This window comes from Pseudomonas sp. R11-23-07, from assembly GCF_003852295.1.
In the GTDB taxonomy this organism is placed as follows: domain Bacteria; phylum Pseudomonadota; class Gammaproteobacteria; order Pseudomonadales; family Pseudomonadaceae; genus Aquipseudomonas.
Genome location: NZ_CP027761.1, coordinates 43,825 through 61,225, shown reverse-complemented (window position 1 = coordinate 61,225; position 17,401 = coordinate 43,825). Strand labels below are relative to the sequence as shown.

Below are 17,401 nucleotides of genomic sequence, written 5' to 3'. Positions count from 1 at the left end.
CGGTGGCAAGGGAGGCTGTCATTTACTTTCCGCCTGTTTGATGGCCAGCACGTCTTTTGGCGTGACCATGTCGCCTTTGTTATTGCCCCAGGCATTGCGTTCGTAGGTCACTACCGCAGCGATATCGACTTCCGAGAGTTGTTTGCCGAACGCGGCCATCGCGGTGCCTGGCTTGCCGTGAAACACCAGGTTCAGGTGATCGGCGGCAGGCCCGGTGGCGATTTTCGAGCCCTTGAGCGCCGGGAACATGGGCGGCAGGCCCTGGCCCTCAGCCTGGTGACAGGCCACGCAGGTGGTGTGGTAGACCTTGTCGCCGCGGGCCACCAGTTCGTCGAGTGTCCATTCCTTGGAGGTCAGTTCCTTGAGCATGGCCGCCTCTTGCTTGCGCTCGCCAAGCCAGGTGTCGTAGTCGGCCCTGGACTTGACCTCGACCACGATGGGCATGAACCCATGGTCCTTGCCGCATAGCTCGGCGCACTGGCCGCGATAGATGCCGGGTTTCTCGACGCGGGTCCAGGCTTCATTGACGAAGCCTGGAATGGCGTCACGCTTGACCGCAAAGGCCGGCACCCACCAGGAGTGGATCACGTCGGCGGCGGTCACCAGAAAGCGCACTTTCGCCCCCACCGGCAACACCAGCGGCTGGTCGACTTCGAGAAGGTAGTGCTCGCCCTTGGTGGCCTGGTTATGGATTTGCTCGGCCGGTGTGGCCAGGTTGCTGAAGAACTCCACGTCCTGGCCCAGGTATTTGTAATGCCACTTCCACTGATAGCCGGTGACCTGGATATCGATATCCGACTCACTGCTGTCGTAGATGTTGATCAGCGTCTTGGTTGCGGGAATGGCCATGGCCACCAGGATCAGCAACGGCACCACGGTCCAGAGAATTTCCACCGTGGTGCTTTCATGGAACTTGGCCGCTACCTGGCCCGTGGACCGGCGGTGCAGGATCATCGACCAGAACATCGCGCCAAACACGACGATGCCGATCACTACACAAATCCAGAAAATGGTCATGTGCAGGTCAAACACAGCGTGACTGACTTCAGTAGCACCTGGCGCCATATTCGTTGTCCAGGCGGCGTGGGCCTGGCCGAATACCGACGACAACACTAAGCCCATCCAAACGTGTGGATGTCGCGTCATTGCGGGTTCCCCTTTTATGTTTCTTGTTATCCCGCCGGTTTGCACCTGCGGCGAAGGGAGCGGCTTCCAAACTGCTTACCACCGCCAAGCCTTGCTGCGTCATGCAGTCGGGCGTCATCAGCCAATTGCCTACAAATCCGAGTATAGACAGCCGCAGCGACCCCGCAATGTGTAGGGGCAAATGAGTGAAAACAGACAGACGGGCCCAATAAAACGGGCGGCGGAATCGTTTATCCGACGAGCGATGGCAATTCGATATAACGTGTGCGTATAACCATGAAATAATTATGACAAATGCGTCTTAGGTGCTCGTATAAGCGAGCTACCTTATCCTCTCTCTTTTCCTACGCCTGACCGGAGCCTTCATGAACACCGCCGCATTGCGCGAGCAGATTTCCCGTGCCCATCAACACGAAGCAACCACGGGCCAGCTTGCCCAGCAATTGGAAAAGCAATTGCCGCACCTGCATTCGGCCATTTCCCTGGTTGACGGTGATCGCAACATTGTCATGACCCGCTTTGTCACCGCGTACATCGACCTCGTCCCGGATTTGCTCGAAGCCGCCAACGACGTAGCGCGCGAAGCCGGAATCGAAAGCCAGATCAAGCCTGTGCTGAAAATTGCCGAGCATTTCTTCCTGCAGCCGCCAGCAATTCTGGCGGGGCACGAAGGCCTGGACGGTTTGCTGGACGAAGCCTACCTGGCCCATCGCCTGGTGGAGGAGGTCAACGACCTGTATATCAAGCATTTCGGCCAGCCGCTGATCCCGGCGGACACCACGGTCGCCAACCTGATTGCCCACCAATTGATCGGTGAAGACTTCGCCAACCAGCTGGATGAAGCGGTGCACATGGCAGTGGATGAGATGCTTAACGAAGAGAGCTTTGCGCTGGAGTCGGTCGAGACATACCGCGAGCAGTTGAAAAGCCCGGACACGGAAGCGGCATGGAAGCGCTGGCCGTGCCTGTCGCGCCAGCTTGGAGTGGAGTTGGCGCTGGATCAGCCGACTTAATCCCAAATTGGACACAAAACAAATGTGGGAGGGGGCTTGCCCCCGGATAGCGGTGGACCAGTCAAAATCTATTTGGCTGACACACCCCAATCGGGAGCAAGCCCCCTCCCACATTTTGATCCGGTTCCATCAGCCGACTGAGGGCGCCGAGCCGATCCCCACCGTCGTTCGCACGCGGCCTTCCAACCGGCGCTTCAACCCACGCGCCTCGATCACCAGTTTCGAGCCCTTGGCCGCATTGGCACGGCCCCATTCCTCCAACAGCTCCAGGCAGGAATGGTCGATATAACTCAGGTTATTGAGCGGCACATGCACGGTGGTTCCCATCGGCACCGTCGACAGCACCTGGGTCAACGCCGGCACTTTCAGGAACGTCGCGGCACCGATCAGTCGCAACTCCATCTCGCCGTTCTGAGGCAAGTCGATCAGGCTGATTTTCAGCCGTGAGGCCTTGAAGGCCAGCTTGACCAGCGTCAGCCCGAAGCCCACCAGTACACCGGTCAGCAGGTCGGTGAAGATGATTGCCAGCGCCGTGGCCGCGTAGGTAAACATCGGCATGCGGCCATAACGCCCCAATGCCTTGAACGCCTTCACGTCCACCAGCTTGATCCCGGTATACACCAGCACGCCCGCCAGGCTCGCCACCGGGATGCTCTGCAGCACACTCGACAGCAACAACACGAAGCCCAGCAGCCACAGCCCGTGGAACATCGCTGACAAGCGCGTGGTAGCGCCCGCCTGGACGTTGGCCGAGCTGCGGACAATCACGCCGGTCATCGGCAGAGCACCGACCAATCCGCACAGCATGTTGCCCACGCCTTGAGCGGACAATTCCTTATCGAAATCCGAACGCTGGCCGCTGTGCATGCGGTCGACCGCTGCGGCGGACAGCAGCGTTTCGGCACTGGCGATAAAGGCGACGGCAAATGCGGCGATCAGCAGCTGCGGGTCAGCCAGGTTGAGCAGGTCGCTGGGACGCAGCCAATCGATGGCGTCGGCCAGGTTTTCCGGCACTTCCACACGTTTGACCTGCAACGCCAGCACCAGGCTGGTCACCGTGGCCAGGCCTACGCCCAATAGAGCCCCTGGCACGAAGCGCAGTTGGTGTGGACGGAATTTGTCCCACAGGTACATCACCAGCATCGTCGATACACCGAGCAAGCCCGCCTGCCAGCCGAGCCCGCCGCCGAGGGTGGGTATCGCTTCGATCAATGCCGCCGGGAAGCCTGCCAGGTTATCCAGCCCCGAAGGTTTGGGCGCGCCGTCGAGCATCACATGAACCTGCGACAGCACAATCAGTACGCCGATCCCCGCCAGCATGCCGTACACCACCGCCGGCGCCGTCACGCGGAACCAGCAGCCCAGGCGCAGACGCCCGGCCACCAATTGCAGGAAGCCCGCCAGCAACAGGATAGGCCCCAGCATCAGCATGCCGTGCTGGCGTACCAGCTCGAACACCAACACCGCCAACCCCGCTGCCGGGCCACTGACTTGCAACGGAGAACCCGCCAACCAGCCCACCACCAGACCACCGATGATCCCGGTGATCAAGCCCTTGGCCGGCGGCATACCGGATGCGATCGCGATGCCCATGCACAAAGGCAGGGCGACCAGAAACACCACCACGGAGGCGAGCAGCTCCCGAGGCAAAACAGCTTTCAATTGAGCAGCACGCATGATGACTCTCCCGAGGCATTCGCCGGGCGCGGTAAAGCCTGGCTGCATCCATGGCAGCCACCGCTTTACCCGGCAGGGAAGTGTGTTAGAAGCGCGCTTTAGGCGTCGCGGATGGAATCGGACCTTCACCGCCCAACGGTCGGAACGCCGACTGATCCGCGTCGTAGGCCCGGATCTCGCTGGTTTCGATGTTGTAGATCCAGCCGTGGATAAACAATTGGCCATTGGCCATGCGCGAAGCCACGGAAGGGTGGGTGCGCAAGTGTTGCAACTGGGCGATGACGTTTTCTTCGGTCAGCACCTTCATGCTCTCGCCTTCATTGGCGCAGTCGCAGTTGTCGTGGACCATGGTCTTGGCCACCTCGGCATGCCGCAACCAGGCCTTGACCGTTGGCATCTTCTCGAGGCTGTCGGGATTGAGCACTGCACGCATGGCGCCGCAGTCGGAGTGCCCGCACACGATGATGTGTTGCACGCCCAGCGCCAGTACCGCGTACTCGATGGCCGTGGACACGCCGCCGTTCATCTGGCCATAAGGCGGCACTACGTTACCCACGTTACGGGTGACGAACAGATCGCCAGGGGAGCTTTGGGTGATCAGCTCCGGCACGATGCGCGAATCGGCGCAGGTGATGAACATCGCACGGGGACTTTGAGCCGTGGCAAGTTTCTTGAAGAGTTCTTCCTGCTGGGGGAAGACGTCGTGATGGAAATGCAAAAAGCCGTCAACAATGTGCTGCAGCGCTGCATCGGCGGTTTCCGCCTGAGAGGCTGAAGCCGACGCAGCCAACGGCTGTTTATCCTTATCACTCATGATTCATCCTCTTGATCAATGCAGGGTAAGTGTTCCAGGCCAGTTCGACGTCGGGCAGTGAAAAAGTTGGGAAACCTCCACAGCCCAAGGCGCCGACTCATCAGTCACTCGCTGAACAAGGTACCCACCGAAACTTAACTCAAACTGAATCAACCGCTCTAGGTCGCGGGTTTCAGTGATATCAAAACGCGATTATTCCTACAGATGTTTCGCATTTCTCCTCTTCAGTCTACAACAATGCCATTTGCCGGCCAGGTGGACAAAACGCCGTGCAATCCAGATCGAAGCCTTCACGGCGATTGAGCCCCAGACGTTTGATCGCCTTGCTGAAACGCTGCGCCAGCAAATCGGCAAACGGCCCTTCGCCGCGCATGCGCACGCCGAAGCGGCTGTCGTACACCGCGCCACCGCGCACCTGACGCACCAGGCTCATCACGTGCGCCGCGCGCTGCGGGTAATGCGCCGCCAGCCACTCCTCGAACAGCGGCGCCACCTCGAGCGGCAGGCGCAGCATCATGTACGCAGCACTTTGCGCACCGGCGGCATGGGCCTCGGTGAGCAGGCTTTCCAACTCGCTGTCGTTGATCATCGGAATCATCGGCGAACACAGCACACCGACCGGAATACCTGCCGCGCGCATCACCCGTATCGCCCGTAACCGCGCCTTGGGCGCTGCAGTGCGCGGCTCCAGTATGCGCTTGAGTTCATCGTCCAGGCTGGTAAGGCTGATCATCACGGCCACCAGTCGTTGCCGGGCCAGTTCGGCGAGCAGGTCCAGATCGCGCAGGATCAGGGAGCCCTTGGTGATGATGGTCACCGGGTGCCGATAGCGCAGCAGCACTTCAAGGGTTTGACGGGTGATCCTGTATTCGCGCTCGATCGGCTGGTAAGGGTCGGTGTTGGAGCCCAGGTTGATCGGCGCGCACACATACCCCGGCTTCGACAGCTGCTGCTCCAGCACGTCGGCGGCGTTGCTCTTGGCAATCAGTTTGGTTTCGAAATCCAACCCCGGCGACATGTCCCAATACGCGTGGCTGGGCCGCGCATAGCAGTAGATGCAGCCGTGCTCGCAGCCACGATAAGGGTTGATCGAGCGATCGAACGGCAAGTCCGGCGAGTTATTGCGGGTGATGATGGTCTTGGCCGTTTCGATACGCACTTCGGTGCCCTGGGTGGGCGGCACTTCCTGAAACCAGCCGTCGTCCTCGGCCACGCTGACGGTGGGCGCGAAACGGTTGTGCAGGTTGGTGGCCGTGCCCCGGCCACGGGGTGGCAGTGCAGTCGTCATGAAAACGCCTCGATACTGTTTTTATATACAGTATCGAGGCGTGAGGGTTCTGACCAGTGCCGTTTGGCGGTCAGTGCTTTTGCGTGACCTGCCCTAAATCATCCCCCGAGGTGGTGCGCATATCGTTCTTGCGCAGGTCGGCCACGTCACTGGCGCTCACTGGCGTGCCTTGATTGCCCCAACTGCCACGGATGAAACTGACCACGTCCGCCACTTCCTGGTCCGACAGGCGCCAGGCAAATGCCGGCATGGTGAAGGTTGACGGCGCGGCGTGGGTGGCGGGCAAGGTACCGCCGTTCAACACGATGTTGATCAACGACGTGGCATCCGCCGTCTGCAGCACCGGGTTGCCCGCCAGCGCCGGGAACACCCGCGTGTAGCCATGCCCGTCGGTACGATGACAAGCCGCGCAGTTGTCGATGTACACCGAGGCGCCCGGCTGGCTGTCATCACCCTTCCAGAGCGCCTGGGCCACCTGCTTGTCGTACTGGTGCGGCGGGTTCTTGGAATCCACCGCCGGCAGGCTCTTGAGGTAACGGGCGATAGCGGTCAGGTCGTCTTCCGACATGTATTGCATGCTGTGGACCACAACATCGCTCATGCCGCCAAACACCGCACTGCGATCACTGCGCCCGGTCTTGAGAAATTGCACCAATTGCTCTTCGCTCCAACTGCCGAGGCCGTCCTTGTGGTCGCCGCGCAGGCTTTTCGCAATCCAGCCTTCCAGCGGCGCGCTGCCGGACAGGAACGCGTTGCCGTCAGCGGCGCTCAGGGCCTTTTCCTGCATGGTCAGGGCGCGCGGCGTGTGACACGCACCGCAATGGCCGAGGCCTTCGACCAGGTAAGCGCCACGGCTGACCACAGGGTCGGCGGCGGCCTGTACCTGATGCTCCTCGACTGCCGGCGCGAACATCCAGCGCCACGCCGCCAGGGGCCAACGCATGCTCAACGGCCAGGGAATATCGCTGTCCATGTTCTGCTGGGCGACCGGCTCAACGCCTTTCATGAAGTAGGCATACAAGGCCTGCATGTCGCTGTCGCTGACACGCGCGTAAGACGGGTAGGGCATCGCCGGGTAAAGCGTACTACCGTTCTTGGCGACGCCATGGCGCACGGCCTTGTCGAAGTCTTCGAAGCTGTAGTCGCCCAGGCCGGTCTTGTCCGGCGTGATGTTGGTGGAATAAATCACACCGATGGGGGTTTCCATTGGCAGGCCGCCGGCGAATGGCTTGCCGCCCTTGGCGGTGTGGCAGGCCACACAGTCACCGGCGCGGGCCAGGTATTCCCCTTGCTTGATCAGCTCGGCTTCAGCCGCGCTGACCGAGCAACTGCTGAACAGCGCCAAGGAGGCGATAACGAGTGCTTTCATGGTCATCGCTCCTTATGCCTGAACCAGCGGGCCAGGGTTTTTCAAGTACTGTTCGCGGATCGCCCGGGCCGACCAGTAGGTCAGCGCTGCTACCAGGCCGGTAGGGTTGTAGCCCAGACCTTGGGGGAACGCCGACGCCCCCGGGACAAACACGTTGTGTACATCCCAGCTCTGCAAGTAGCGGTTCAACGCACTGGTTTTCGGGTCGGTGCCCATGATCGCGCCGCCGTTGAGGTGCGTGGTCTGGTACGCCGCCGTATTGAAATGCTCGCCGACTTTCTTGCCCAACACGGCGATCGCCTTGGGATTCATGGCTTGGGCGACCTTGCTCATTTTGTCCATCATAAAGCGGTTCATCTTGATGTCGTTTTCCTGCCAGTCGAAGGTCATACGCAACAGCGGCAGGCCGTAGGCATCGCGGTAAACCGGGTCCAGATCCAGGTAATTGCTCCGGTAGGACTGATGGGCGCCGTGGGAGTCCATCGATACCTGATGGGTGTAGTAATCGGCGGTGGCGCGCTTCCACGCGCTGCCCCAGGCCGGGGTGCCCGGTGGATTGGAGGTGCCGGCAATCGGCCGACTGCCCGCCTGGTTGACCCACATCGGCGAGCCGCCCACGAAGCCGTGCGGGCCGTGATCAAAGTTGTCGGCGTTGAAGTCGTCGATGGCCACGCCATTGCCGCCCGCGCCGATAAAGTTGTTGGTGTGGGTGTCCTTGTCGAAGAACGCCTTGATGGTGCCCATGTTCTGGTAGGCAAAGTTGCGGCCCACCACGCCTTCATTGGTAATCGGGTCGTACGGCTTGCCGATGCCCGACAGCAGCATCAGGCGCACGTTATGGAACTGGAACGCACCGAGGATCACCAGGTCTGCCGGTTGCTCGCACTCCCGGCCCTGGCCATCGACATAGGTCACGCCGGTGGCTTTCTTCCGGGTGCTGTCGAGGTTGACCTTGAGCACGTGGGAATTGGGCCGCAGCTCGAAATTCGGCACCTGGCGCAACGCCGGCAGGATGTTCACGTTCGGCGACGCCTTGGAGTACATGTAGCACACGTAACCACTGCAAAAGCCGCAGAAGTTGCACGGCCCCATCTGCGCGCCGTAAGGGTTGGTGTAGGGCCCGGAGGTGTTGGCCGACGGCAGGTTGTAGGGTTTGTAACCCACATCGGCAGCCGCTTTCTGAAACAGCTGCGCGGAGACCGTGTTTTTCTGCGACTCCAGCGGGAACGGGTTCGAGCGGTCCGGTGCATAGGGGTTGCCGCCGCGGCCTTCACCCACCAACTGCCCCTTGACGGTCCAGGCCTGGCCCGAGGTGCCAAAGACTTTTTCCGCATAGTCGAAAAACGGTTCCAGCTCTTCGTAGCTGACGCCGAAGTCCTGAATGGTCATGTCCTTGGGAATGAAGTTTTTCCCATAGCGTTCTTCGTAGTGGCTGCGCATGCGCAGCTCGATGGGATCGACGCGAAAATGCACGCCCGACCAGTGCAGGCCTGCACCGCCGATGCCATTACCCGGCAAAAAAGCGCCAAGCTGACGGTTGGGCAGGGCGACGTCATTCACGCTATGGCGAATGGTCACTGTCTCCTTGGAAATGTCCTGGAAGAGTTTTTTACGCACGCTGTAGGTCAGTTCGTCGATGACCTGGGGATAGTTGCCGTCCGGGTAGGTGTCCTGCATCGGGCCGCGCTCCAGCGCTACCACGTTGAGGCCCGCTTCGGTCAGCTCCTTGGCCATGATCGCGCCGGTCCAGCCGAAGCCCACGATCACCGCGTCCACTTTCTTCATGATGGTCGCCACGGGTTAAGCCCTCTCGCCGCGAATAGAAACAGCCGGGAAGGGGTACTGCTCGTTGCGCTCGACCCAGTCCATGAAATCGGCGCGGGCGCCGGGGAAACCGATCATGGTCCAACCGACCATGCCTTTATTGCCGCCGTGGATGGGGTCGCAGAAGAAGCCTTCCTTGGTGTTCTGCAGCAGCAGGTTGAAAAACATCTTTGGCGGCACCGCCTCGAAATGAGCGCTCAGCTCAGTGGCACCCGCCTCCAAGCGGTGCAGCATGTCGTCTCGGGTAGCGCTGTCTTGCGCAGCAAAAGCCTTACCGTTGAACGCCTTCGACCAGGCATCCGTCGCCGCGATACCCAGGCGATAGATTTCCTTGGGCACCAGCTTGCTCTGCCAGCCCATCTCCGGCGCGGCATCGGCGTTGAAGGGGCCTTGCATGAACCACAGCGCGCCACTGGCGTACGGCGTATTCATTTGACGGTCGATATATTCCGCAGCGCCGGCTTCCAGGGCACCCGGGCCTTGGGCATCGGCAGGGATCAAGCGCTCGACGGCGGCATTGATGAATGCCCATTCTTCGGCGGTAAAGTAGGTCGGTTCATACGCCTTGTCACTGGCCGCAGGCTTGGCTGGCGCTGCCTCGGCAGGTGCCGGTGTGGCCATCAGCATCGAACCGCCAAGGCCGGTGCTGGCAACCGTGACCACCGGGATCAAGGTCAAGGATTTGCGCAAAAACTCACGCCGGGGGTTGTCTTGATCTTGATCAGACATGGGTGCACCTCATCATGTGGTCACGGATTGATCAGCCGCTTCTGGGAGCAGCGTGAAGATTTGCCGAGGAATGGATCCAAAGATAGATCACTCTCGCAAACAATGGTTACAAATGATAGCAGGCTAAGCATCGAGGAAAGGGCTTCGGTGACAAAAACACTGGGGCAGGCCGGATGATTCACGATTCTTTGACGAGCCCCTCACACCTCATTCACCCCGCACAAACGACTCTGTGCGCCATCAACATTGCCCTGGTCGGTTACGTCCCCCATGTTCAAGATTCGATTGCTGCCGGCCCTCGGCCTGGCACTGATAGCCCTGTTCGCCACCGTTAATGCTCACGCGCAGGGCGAGTCCTCCATTCGTTCGCCTGAGTGGGCCCAGCCGGTGGGCGACCACTACAACCTGCACCAAATGACGCCCACGCTCTACCGCAGCGCTTTGCTTGACGGTGACGCCGTGCCGGTGCTGGAGAAACTGAAGATTGGAACGGTGATCAATTTTTTGCCGGAGCCTGATTCGGCGTGGCTGAAGTCATCGGGTATCAAAGAGGTGCAGATCACCTATCGCACCAACCATGTCGACGATTCCGACGTGCTGGCGGCACTGCGTGCCATTCAGGAAGCTCAAGCCAACGGCCCGGTATTGATGCACTGCAAGCACGGCTCTGACCGCACCGGGCTGATGGCCGCGATGTATCGGGTCGTGATTCAAGGATGGAGCAAGGAAGACGCGCTGAACGAAATGACCTTGGGTGGCTTCGGCAGCAGTAATGGCTTTAAAGATGGCGTTCGCTACATGATGCGCGCCGATGTCGACAAGTTACGTACCGCTCTGGCGAACGGCGACTGCAGCACCAGTGCGTTTGCGCTGTGCTCGATGAAAAGCTGGATCGGCACAACGGTCAAGGACGACAAGTAATGTAACGGCGGGAGCGAGCCTGCTCGCTCCCGCTGCCACTCAGTCTTTCTTGAGTTTGGGGTTGGGGAAGAACTGCACCGCCTGCACCTTCGGGTCCGCCGGCGCTTTCAATGCCGACGTGTTGACCCGCGTACCCAATTCCTTGGGCACTGACAGCCCCTGGTCATTCAGCGTATCGGTATACCCACAGGCCACACACTCGCGGTGTGGCACGCTGTCTTCGGTCCACATCTTGAGCTTGTCCGGCTCGCTGCATGCCGGGCAGACCGCCCCGGCGATAAATTGCTTTTTGGTGATCACAGGCCCTTCACTCATGCTGCCGCGTCCTCACTCAGGCCGCTGTGGCGCAAGAGTGCGTCAATCGACGGCGCACGTCCGCGGAAGTCGACGAACAACACCATCGGCTCCTGCGAACCGCCCCGTGCGAGGATCGCTTCACGGAAGGCGCGACCGGTCTGGGCATTGAGCACGCCGTCTTCTTCGAACTTGGAGAAGGCGTCCGCCGACAGCACTTCGGCCCACTTGTAGCTGTAATAACCTGCGGCATAACCGCCGGCGAAAATGTGCGCGAAGCTGTTGGGGAAGCGGTTGTAGGCCGGTGGGCGCATTACCGAGACCTCATCGCGCACGCCTTCGAGCACCTGCGCCACACTGCGACCATCGCCGTGGGTGGCGTGCAATTCGAAGTCGAACAACGAAAATTCCAGCTGGCGCACCATCATCAGGCCGGACTGGAAATTTTTCGCCGCGAGCATTTTTTCCAGCAGGTCCTGGGGCAACGGCTCACCGGTTTCGTAGTGGCCCGAAATCAGCGCCAGGCCTTCAGGCTCCCAGCACCAGTTCTCCATGAACTGGCTCGGCAACTCCACGGCATCCCAGGCCACGCCGTTGATACCCGACACGCCGGCATGTTCGACGCGGGTCAGCAGATGGTGCAAGCCATGGCCGAACTCGTGGAACAGGGTGGTTACTTCATCGTGGGTCAGCAGGGCGGGCTTGCCACTGTCGGCCGGGGTGAAGTTGCACACCAGGTTGGCCACCGGGTTTTGCAGCACACCATCCAGGGTGAGGCGGCGGTCGCGGGCGCCATCCATCCAGGCACCGCCACGCTTGTTGGCGCGGGCATACAGGTCGAAGAAGAAGCGGCCGACATGCTGACCGTTTTCCTTGATCTCAAACAGGCGCACGTCCGGATGCCAGGCGTCGAAACCTTTCTGCTCGGCGATCTCGATGCCGTACAGGCGCTGCACAATGGCAAACAGGCCGCCCAGCACTTTGTCGATCGGGAAGTAAGCGCGCAGGGCTTCCTGGGACACGCTGTAGCGCTGCTCGCGCAATTTTTCGCCGTAGAAGCCGCTGTCCCAGCTTTGCAGGTCGGCGCAACCTTGTTCGGCGGCGTAGGCCTTGAGCTGCTGCAGGTCCTGGGTCGCGAACGGTTTGCTGCGCTGGGCCAGGTCGCGCAGGAAGCTCAGCACCTGGTCGCTGGACTCGGCCATCTTGGTAGCGAGGCTCAGTTCGGCGAATGACGCGTAGCCCAGCAGCTGGGCCAGTTCCTGACGCAGGTCGAGGATCTGTTCCATCACCGGGCCGTTATCGTTCTGACCGGCGTTCGGGCCTTGGTCCGACGCGCGGGTGCAGTAGGCCGCGTAGACTTCTTCACGCAGGGCGCGGTCCTGGGCGTAGGTCATTACCGCGTAATAGCTCGGAAATTCCAGGGTGATCAGCCAGCCATCGAGACCTTTGGCCTGGGCGGCGGCGGCCATTTGCGCCTTGGCCGAATCGGTCAGGCCGGCGAGGGTGGCTTCGTCGGTGACGTGCTTGGTCCAGGCCTGGGTGGCATCGAGCAACTGGTTGGAGAATTTGCTGCCCAGCTCCGACAGCTTGCTTTGCACTTCGGCGTAACGCTTTTGCTGCTCCGGCGGCAAATCGATACCCGACAGGCGGAAGTCGCGCAGGGCGTGTTCCAGCACGGTTTTTTGCGCTACATCGAAACCGGCGGCCTCGGGGCTGTTGGCCAAGGCTTCGAAGGCCTGGAACAGCTCACGGTTCTGCCCCATCTCGGTGGAGTAGGCGCTCAATGCCGGCAGGCAGGCCTCATAGGCTTCGCGCAGTTCGGCGCTGTTACACACGGCGTTGAGGTGGCTGACAGGGCTCCACGCCGCGCCCAGGCGATCGTTAAGCTCGTCCATGGCCAGGACCAGGCCCGCCCATGTCGGATTTTTTCCCTGGCTTTGCAGGATTTCTGCGATAGCTGCCCGGTTATCGGCAAGGATCTGTTCGATGGCCGGCTGGACATGCTCGGCATGGATCGCCGAGAACGGCGGCAGGTCGTAGGGCTGCAGAAGAGGGTTGTTCGCGCTCACGGTTGGCACCTTGGCTGAAAAAACAGATAAGACAAAGATGGGGGCATCTTAATTACAATCAACACCCACCGCAGCTATCAGTACAACAGAGAGAGGCTATCGTGACCCTTCGCACCTATCAGAACCACACGCCAACCCTGGACACCGGGGCTTTTGTCGATGTTTCGGCGGTGGTGATCGGCGATGTCGAAATCGGCGCCGACAGCTCAGTCTGGCCCTTGACGGTAATTCGCGGCGACATGCACCGCATCCGTATCGGCGCGCGCACCAGCGTGCAGGATGGCTGCGTGTTGCACATCACCCACGCCGGCCCGTTCAACCCGGACGGCTTCCCGCTGTTGATCGGTGACGACGTGACCATCGCCCATAAAGTCATGCTGCATGGCTGCACCGTGGGGAGTCGCATCCTGATCGGCATGGGCAGCATCGTGATGGACGGCGCCGTGGTGGAAGATGACGTGATCATCGGGGCCGGCAGCCTGGTGCCGCCGGGCAAGACACTCGACAGTGGCTTTTTGTACGTCGGCAGCCCGGTTAAACAGGTGCGCCCGCTGACTGACAAGGAGCGGGCCTTTTTCACCTACAGCGCAGCGAACTACGTGAAACTCAAAGACCTGCACCTGGCTGAAGGATTCGACCGATGACCCTGCACCACCCAACCGTGCTGTTCGACCTCGATGGCACCCTCACCGACCCACGCGAGGGCATCACCCGCTCGATCCAGTATGCCCTGGGCAAGCTGGGCATCGACGAGCCGGACCTGACCCGCCTCGAACACTTCATCGGCCCGCCGTTGCTGCAGGCGTTCATGCAGTTCTACGGCTTCGACGAGGCCAAGGCGTGGCAAGCGGTGAATTTTTATCGCGAGCGTTTCAGGGTCACCGGACTTTATGAAAACCATGTGTTCGATGGCGTGATGACCTTGCTCGAAGAACTCAACAGCCAAGGCCGCCAGTTGTATGTGGCGACATCCAAACCGTGGGAATTTGCCCGTGAGATCGCGCGGCATTTCGACTTTGCCAAGCACTTCAAGGTGATTTACGGCAGCGAACTGGATGGCACGCGCACCAACAAGGTCGAGCTGATCGCCCACCTGGTGCGTGAAGAAGGGCTGGACCCGACCACCACCTTGATGATCGGTGACCGCAAGCATGACTTGATCGGCGCGCGCAGCAATGGGCTCGACTCGGCGGCGGTGGGGTATGGGTTTGGCAGCTTTGCAGAGCTGAATGCCGAAGCGCCGACCTGGCATTTTGAAACATTGGCCGAGTTGCACCAGGCGTTTATGGGCCACCGCTAACACGCCACGCGGGTTTTCAAGGCCTCCGTCTGCGCACTGGAGCATGTGCGGCCGGTGAGCTTGCAGGGTGAGCGGATATTCCACTGGCTAACAGGTTTTTTCTGCGCAGATAGTCGGCTTTATTGAGGTGCAAGGCGGCCAACAAAGAAAAATAATGAGCGTTGGCTTCTGCACTGGTGGCAAGTGAAATCCTCTGACTGCGCAGTCGATTCAAATAGGATGATAACGTGTCCTCGGTGGCCGAACTGCCGCCTTCATCATGGGTCGCGAGTGCGCTGTGAGTGACTTCATGAATGAAGGTGTGAGCAATTTCCTCTGCAGAAGACCGTTCTAGAAAATCCCGCTGAAAATACATCAGACGTTTTACGCCTGGCATCGTCAGCCTGCCGGACGCCAATGTGCCTCTGGCTGAAATAGCCTCTACCGTCGTCCTGCCTTCATGGTGCTCCATGACGCTTATTCTGTGTAAGTTGTCATGGTAATAACTCACCGCAGACATCGTTTCCTGCAGATTGCTCAAGCCCTGCGCCGCCCCGAAGAACAATGCATCCAGCTGATTCAATTCAGTTGCGTTAGCAGGATCATTGATCGCCGCATACGCTGCATTCAACAGGACAGAAGCTGCCTGCGCACCCGCCACGAGCTTTTTATAACTGGGTGACCCGACCCACAATGAATGACGGATTTCATCCGAAACGTTACGTACTGCGGCAAAACCTACACCTCCCGCAACGAACGCGCCGAACGCCACTGAGGGCCCCACAATGCCCGTCAGCTTGGCCCCTAGCGCAGCAACCCCGCCGAGTACCACGCCCTGTGCAGCGCCCACGGACACATGATGCCCAAAGCTTGGCAGCCTGCCTTGACCTGCCGAACTCCAGTCGGTGGGCAAGGTTGTAACCATCCCTTGACGATCAACCCTGTTCATCGGGTTGTTATGCACCATCCTGTATCGATTCAGTCCGTCAAGTGTCCCTGCCGGGTCCGGGCTGATCCAACGCTGCAACCAGGGTGCGTAGTAACGCAACCCGTAGTAATACAGCCCAGTAGCATCGCGCTCCTTGCTACTGTAGCGGCAAGTTTTATAGCGTGCCTCGATGGCGCCTCTCGCCGCCCACCACGCAGTACTGCCAAAGGGGTAATAACTTTCCTGACTGATCAGCAGGGCCTTTTCATCCAACTCCAGGGTGCTGCTGCCCAAATGATCCGCCAAGGTGCAACGAATGGAATTGTTCGCAAGCTCGGAAGGGCGACCTTTTTCCCATTGAAGTATCCGCACGCTGTAGCGACCGACTTCAATATTCAAGACATTCAGCCATTCGCCACTGGCACTGTCGCGCCGTACTTCCAGCCCCGGCAGATAGCACACCTGCGCACGATGGGTGAGTGCGCCCGCCCGAACCACGCTATTTTTTATCACGCGCTGGCCGAACGCATCATAGCCGTACAGCTCTTCATCGTTGGCCGCGTCCTCACGGGTCACCAAGGCAACACTGATCAGTCGGTTGGACACATCCCAGTTCATGGTCTGCCCACGCTCGAGTTGCTGCTGGTTGCCATTGAGGTCGAAGCCCTTGCCCAATGCGGGCGACTCGATCAATGGGCCTGTAGTCGGCAGACTTTGGTTTCCGAGCGTCGCTACCTTCATTGTTCGCGTATAGCCACTGCCGTTGCTAGGCACATGCTGCAGCTTTTGCAGATTGCCATCGGCGTCATAGGTATAGGTTCGGGTGTAGTTGCGCCATTGGCTATCATTTGCAGCGCCGAAAGTCGCCCGCCTTGGCAGCCCCGATCCGGCGCTATTGTGCGCATTCTCTCGCCCACTGGCCTGGACCAGCTGATACAAAGTGTCATATTGATAATGGCTGACAGCCATGACCTGGGCGTTGCTTGACCATTGGATGGGTTGGGCTGCGTCGACGATTTTGATCACATTGCCGACGTGGTCATAGGTGTATTCCAAATCCTGCAACCGCTCTTTCTTTGCCCTGCTGCGATAGGTCAATAATCGCTCCACACGCTGGCTGCGTGGGTCGTAGGTCCACTCGCTCACTACGCCGTTTCCAGCACGTTGCGTTAGCATCTGACCATGAGCGTTGTAGTCGGCCCCATCCGCGATGACCTGACGAGTACCGCGCGCCAGGGTGATGCCAACTTCCAGTAGCTCACCGGTGCGTCCATAACGACTGTCTCTTACATTGTTTTTTGCATCTACCTGCTCAAGCGCTTCCCCCAGCGCACTGAAGCGCCATGACGTCACGAAGGCTTCATCCTGCAATAAAGCTTCTCGCTGTGTGGGTTGTGAGGGCCAGTTGACCGTCGCAATCTCCCGAAGAAAACGCTGTACCTGCCTCAATACATGCCCCTGCAGGCCATACTCCTCAAAGCGCGTTCTGACGCACTCGCCGTCATGCAACACCAGCCGGCCGCAGCGATTATTCACCGCCTCAGCCGTTGAATAACCTGCATATTCCAACCTTTCTACACATCGCTCAGATGAATCATCGGCCGCTTGTTCAAACACCGCCACGGGCCGCAGCGAAGCGTCATAGTTGCACTTACGGTGAGCGCCGCGACCATCCCACCTGTGCACCCATTGACCCGCGCCCCCCAGTAACGTCAAGCGCCAGCCTGCATCCGTGCTAGCGCTGTAGATCGGCTGACCGCCAAGGCTGTAGACCGTCACGTGACTGGCTTTTTTCACCCCTTTGGCGTCACTTGCCATCCACTGACGTGACCCGTACTGCTGCACGACGAAACCCGAGGCATTGAACGCTTGACGGGTAATACGCGCCTCAAGCTCGAGTTGGGCGGTCGGCCGGTAATAAGCGACCGTGCGCACAGCCAACCCGCGTGGATCGATCGCCGTTAAAGTCGGTGTGTTTTGATGCAAGGGTAGAGACATGAGGAAAACCTGACACTGGAAAAGTCAGGAAACTCTAATGAGCGCGTCTCAG

14 protein-coding genes are annotated in these 17,401 nt (G+C 60.0%); 4 read left to right on the top strand and 10 right to left on the bottom strand.

From position 1 onward, the window contains the following. Window positions 1–18 precede the first annotated feature (18 nt). Window positions 19–1,146, bottom strand: a complete 1,128-nt coding sequence (gene coxB / locus C4J84_RS00290; RefSeq protein WP_124434762.1) for a cytochrome c oxidase subunit II — start codon at window positions 1,144–1,146, stop codon at window positions 19–21. A gap of 365 nt (window positions 1,147–1,511) precedes the next feature. On the opposite strand from coxB, the gene C4J84_RS00285 reads away from it, so the two are divergent. Beyond that, entirely contained in the window at window positions 1,512–2,159 is a 648-nt protein-coding gene (locus tag C4J84_RS00285) for a hypothetical protein (RefSeq protein WP_124369075.1), read from the top strand. Window positions 2,160–2,288: 129 nt separating this feature from the next. Here the strand turns inward: C4J84_RS00285 and C4J84_RS00280 are convergent, their stop codons facing one another. The 6 genes from C4J84_RS00280 to C4J84_RS00255 form a co-directional block, all read right to left on the bottom strand. Further along, on the bottom strand, window positions 2,289–3,836 hold the full coding sequence (locus C4J84_RS00280) for a SulP family inorganic anion transporter (protein WP_124434761.1): 1,548 nt from the start codon (window positions 3,834–3,836) through the stop codon (window positions 2,289–2,291). A gap of 85 nt (window positions 3,837–3,921) precedes the next feature. Further along, complete coding sequence (locus tag C4J84_RS00275) at window positions 3,922–4,650, bottom strand: carbonic anhydrase (protein WP_124402587.1); 729 nt, start codon at window positions 4,648–4,650, stop codon at window positions 3,922–3,924. A 229-nt stretch (window positions 4,651–4,879) separates the two neighbouring features. Beyond that, window positions 4,880–5,938: a PA0069 family radical SAM protein gene (locus C4J84_RS00270; protein ID WP_124369073.1), complete on the bottom strand. Its 1,059-nt coding sequence runs from the start codon at window positions 5,936–5,938 to the stop codon at window positions 4,880–4,882. A 70-nt stretch (window positions 5,939–6,008) separates the two neighbouring features. After that, window positions 6,009–7,307: a cytochrome c gene (locus tag C4J84_RS00265; RefSeq protein ID WP_124434760.1), complete on the bottom strand. Its 1,299-nt coding sequence runs from the start codon at window positions 7,305–7,307 to the stop codon at window positions 6,009–6,011. A gap of 12 nt (window positions 7,308–7,319) precedes the next feature. Beyond that, window positions 7,320–9,104 carry a GMC family oxidoreductase gene (locus C4J84_RS00260; RefSeq protein ID WP_124434759.1) on the bottom strand — a complete coding sequence of 595 codons (1,785 nt, stop codon included), beginning with the start codon at window positions 9,102–9,104 and terminating at the stop codon, window positions 7,320–7,322. Between the two features lie 3 nt (window positions 9,105–9,107). Further along, window positions 9,108–9,860 (bottom strand): gluconate 2-dehydrogenase subunit 3 family protein, encoded by a 753-nt coding sequence (locus C4J84_RS00255; protein WP_124365271.1) that lies wholly within the window; start codon window positions 9,858–9,860, stop codon window positions 9,108–9,110. Window positions 9,861–10,130: 270 nt separating this feature from the next. Between C4J84_RS00255 and C4J84_RS00250 the strand changes: the two genes are divergently transcribed. Next, window positions 10,131–10,781 carry a dual specificity protein phosphatase family protein gene (locus C4J84_RS00250; RefSeq protein ID WP_124428275.1) on the top strand — a complete coding sequence of 217 codons (651 nt, stop codon included), beginning with the start codon at window positions 10,131–10,133 and terminating at the stop codon, window positions 10,779–10,781. A 39-nt stretch (window positions 10,782–10,820) separates the two neighbouring features. Here the strand turns inward: C4J84_RS00250 and C4J84_RS00245 are convergent, their stop codons facing one another. Together C4J84_RS00245 and prlC are read right to left on the bottom strand one after the other, a co-directional pair. Then, window positions 10,821–11,096, bottom strand: a complete 276-nt coding sequence (locus C4J84_RS00245; RefSeq protein ID WP_017528719.1) for a YheV family putative zinc ribbon protein — start codon at window positions 11,094–11,096, stop codon at window positions 10,821–10,823. Next, on the bottom strand, window positions 11,093–13,144 hold the full coding sequence (gene prlC, locus C4J84_RS00240) for an oligopeptidase A (protein ID WP_124434758.1): 2,052 nt from the start codon (window positions 13,142–13,144) through the stop codon (window positions 11,093–11,095). The genes C4J84_RS00245 and prlC overlap by 4 nt, the downstream gene beginning before the upstream one ends. Window positions 13,145–13,245: 101 nt before the next feature. On the opposite strand from prlC, the gene C4J84_RS00235 reads away from it, so the two are divergent. After that, window positions 13,246–13,788, top strand: a complete 543-nt coding sequence (locus C4J84_RS00235) for a gamma carbonic anhydrase family protein (protein WP_124434757.1) — start codon at window positions 13,246–13,248, stop codon at window positions 13,786–13,788. Continuing rightward, on the top strand, window positions 13,785–14,444 hold the full coding sequence (locus C4J84_RS00230) for an HAD family hydrolase (protein WP_124434756.1): 660 nt from the start codon (window positions 13,785–13,787) through the stop codon (window positions 14,442–14,444). Before C4J84_RS00235 ends, C4J84_RS00230 begins: the two co-directional genes overlap by 4 nt. A gap of 16 nt (window positions 14,445–14,460) precedes the next feature. Here C4J84_RS00230 and C4J84_RS00225 read toward each other — a convergent pair whose 3' ends face one another. Further along, window positions 14,461–17,349: an RHS repeat domain-containing protein gene (locus tag C4J84_RS00225; protein WP_124434755.1), complete on the bottom strand. Its 2,889-nt coding sequence runs from the start codon at window positions 17,347–17,349 to the stop codon at window positions 14,461–14,463. Window positions 17,350–17,401 lie beyond the last annotated feature (52 nt).

Bases quoted from the DNA above. Each gene is read 5' to 3' on its own strand.
- coxB (WP_124434762.1), bottom strand. From the start codon at position 1,146: ATGACGCGACATCCACACGTTTGGATGGGCTTAGTGTTGTCGTCGGTA.
- C4J84_RS00285 (WP_124369075.1), top strand. From the start codon at position 1,512: ATGAACACCGCCGCATTGCGCGAGCAGATTTCCCGTGCCCATCAACAC.
- C4J84_RS00280 (WP_124434761.1), bottom strand. From the start codon at position 3,836: ATGCGTGCTGCTCAATTGAAAGCTGTTTTGCCTCGGGAGCTGCTCGCC.
- C4J84_RS00275 (WP_124402587.1), bottom strand. From the start codon at position 4,650: ATGAGTGATAAGGATAAACAGCCGTTGGCTGCGTCGGCTTCAGCCTCT.
- C4J84_RS00270 (WP_124369073.1), bottom strand. From the start codon at position 5,938: ATGACGACTGCACTGCCACCCCGTGGCCGGGGCACGGCCACCAACCTG.
- C4J84_RS00265 (WP_124434760.1), bottom strand. From the start codon at position 7,307: ATGAAAGCACTCGTTATCGCCTCCTTGGCGCTGTTCAGCAGTTGCTCG.
- C4J84_RS00255 (WP_124365271.1), bottom strand. From the start codon at position 9,860: ATGTCTGATCAAGATCAAGACAACCCCCGGCGTGAGTTTTTGCGCAAA.
- C4J84_RS00250 (WP_124428275.1), top strand. From the start codon at position 10,131: ATGTTCAAGATTCGATTGCTGCCGGCCCTCGGCCTGGCACTGATAGCC.
- C4J84_RS00245 (WP_017528719.1), bottom strand. From the start codon at position 11,096: ATGAGTGAAGGGCCTGTGATCACCAAAAAGCAATTTATCGCCGGGGCG.
- C4J84_RS00230 (WP_124434756.1), top strand. From the start codon at position 13,785: ATGACCCTGCACCACCCAACCGTGCTGTTCGACCTCGATGGCACCCTC.
- C4J84_RS00225 (WP_124434755.1), bottom strand. From the start codon at position 17,349: ATGTCTCTACCCTTGCATCAAAACACACCGACTTTAACGGCGATCGAT.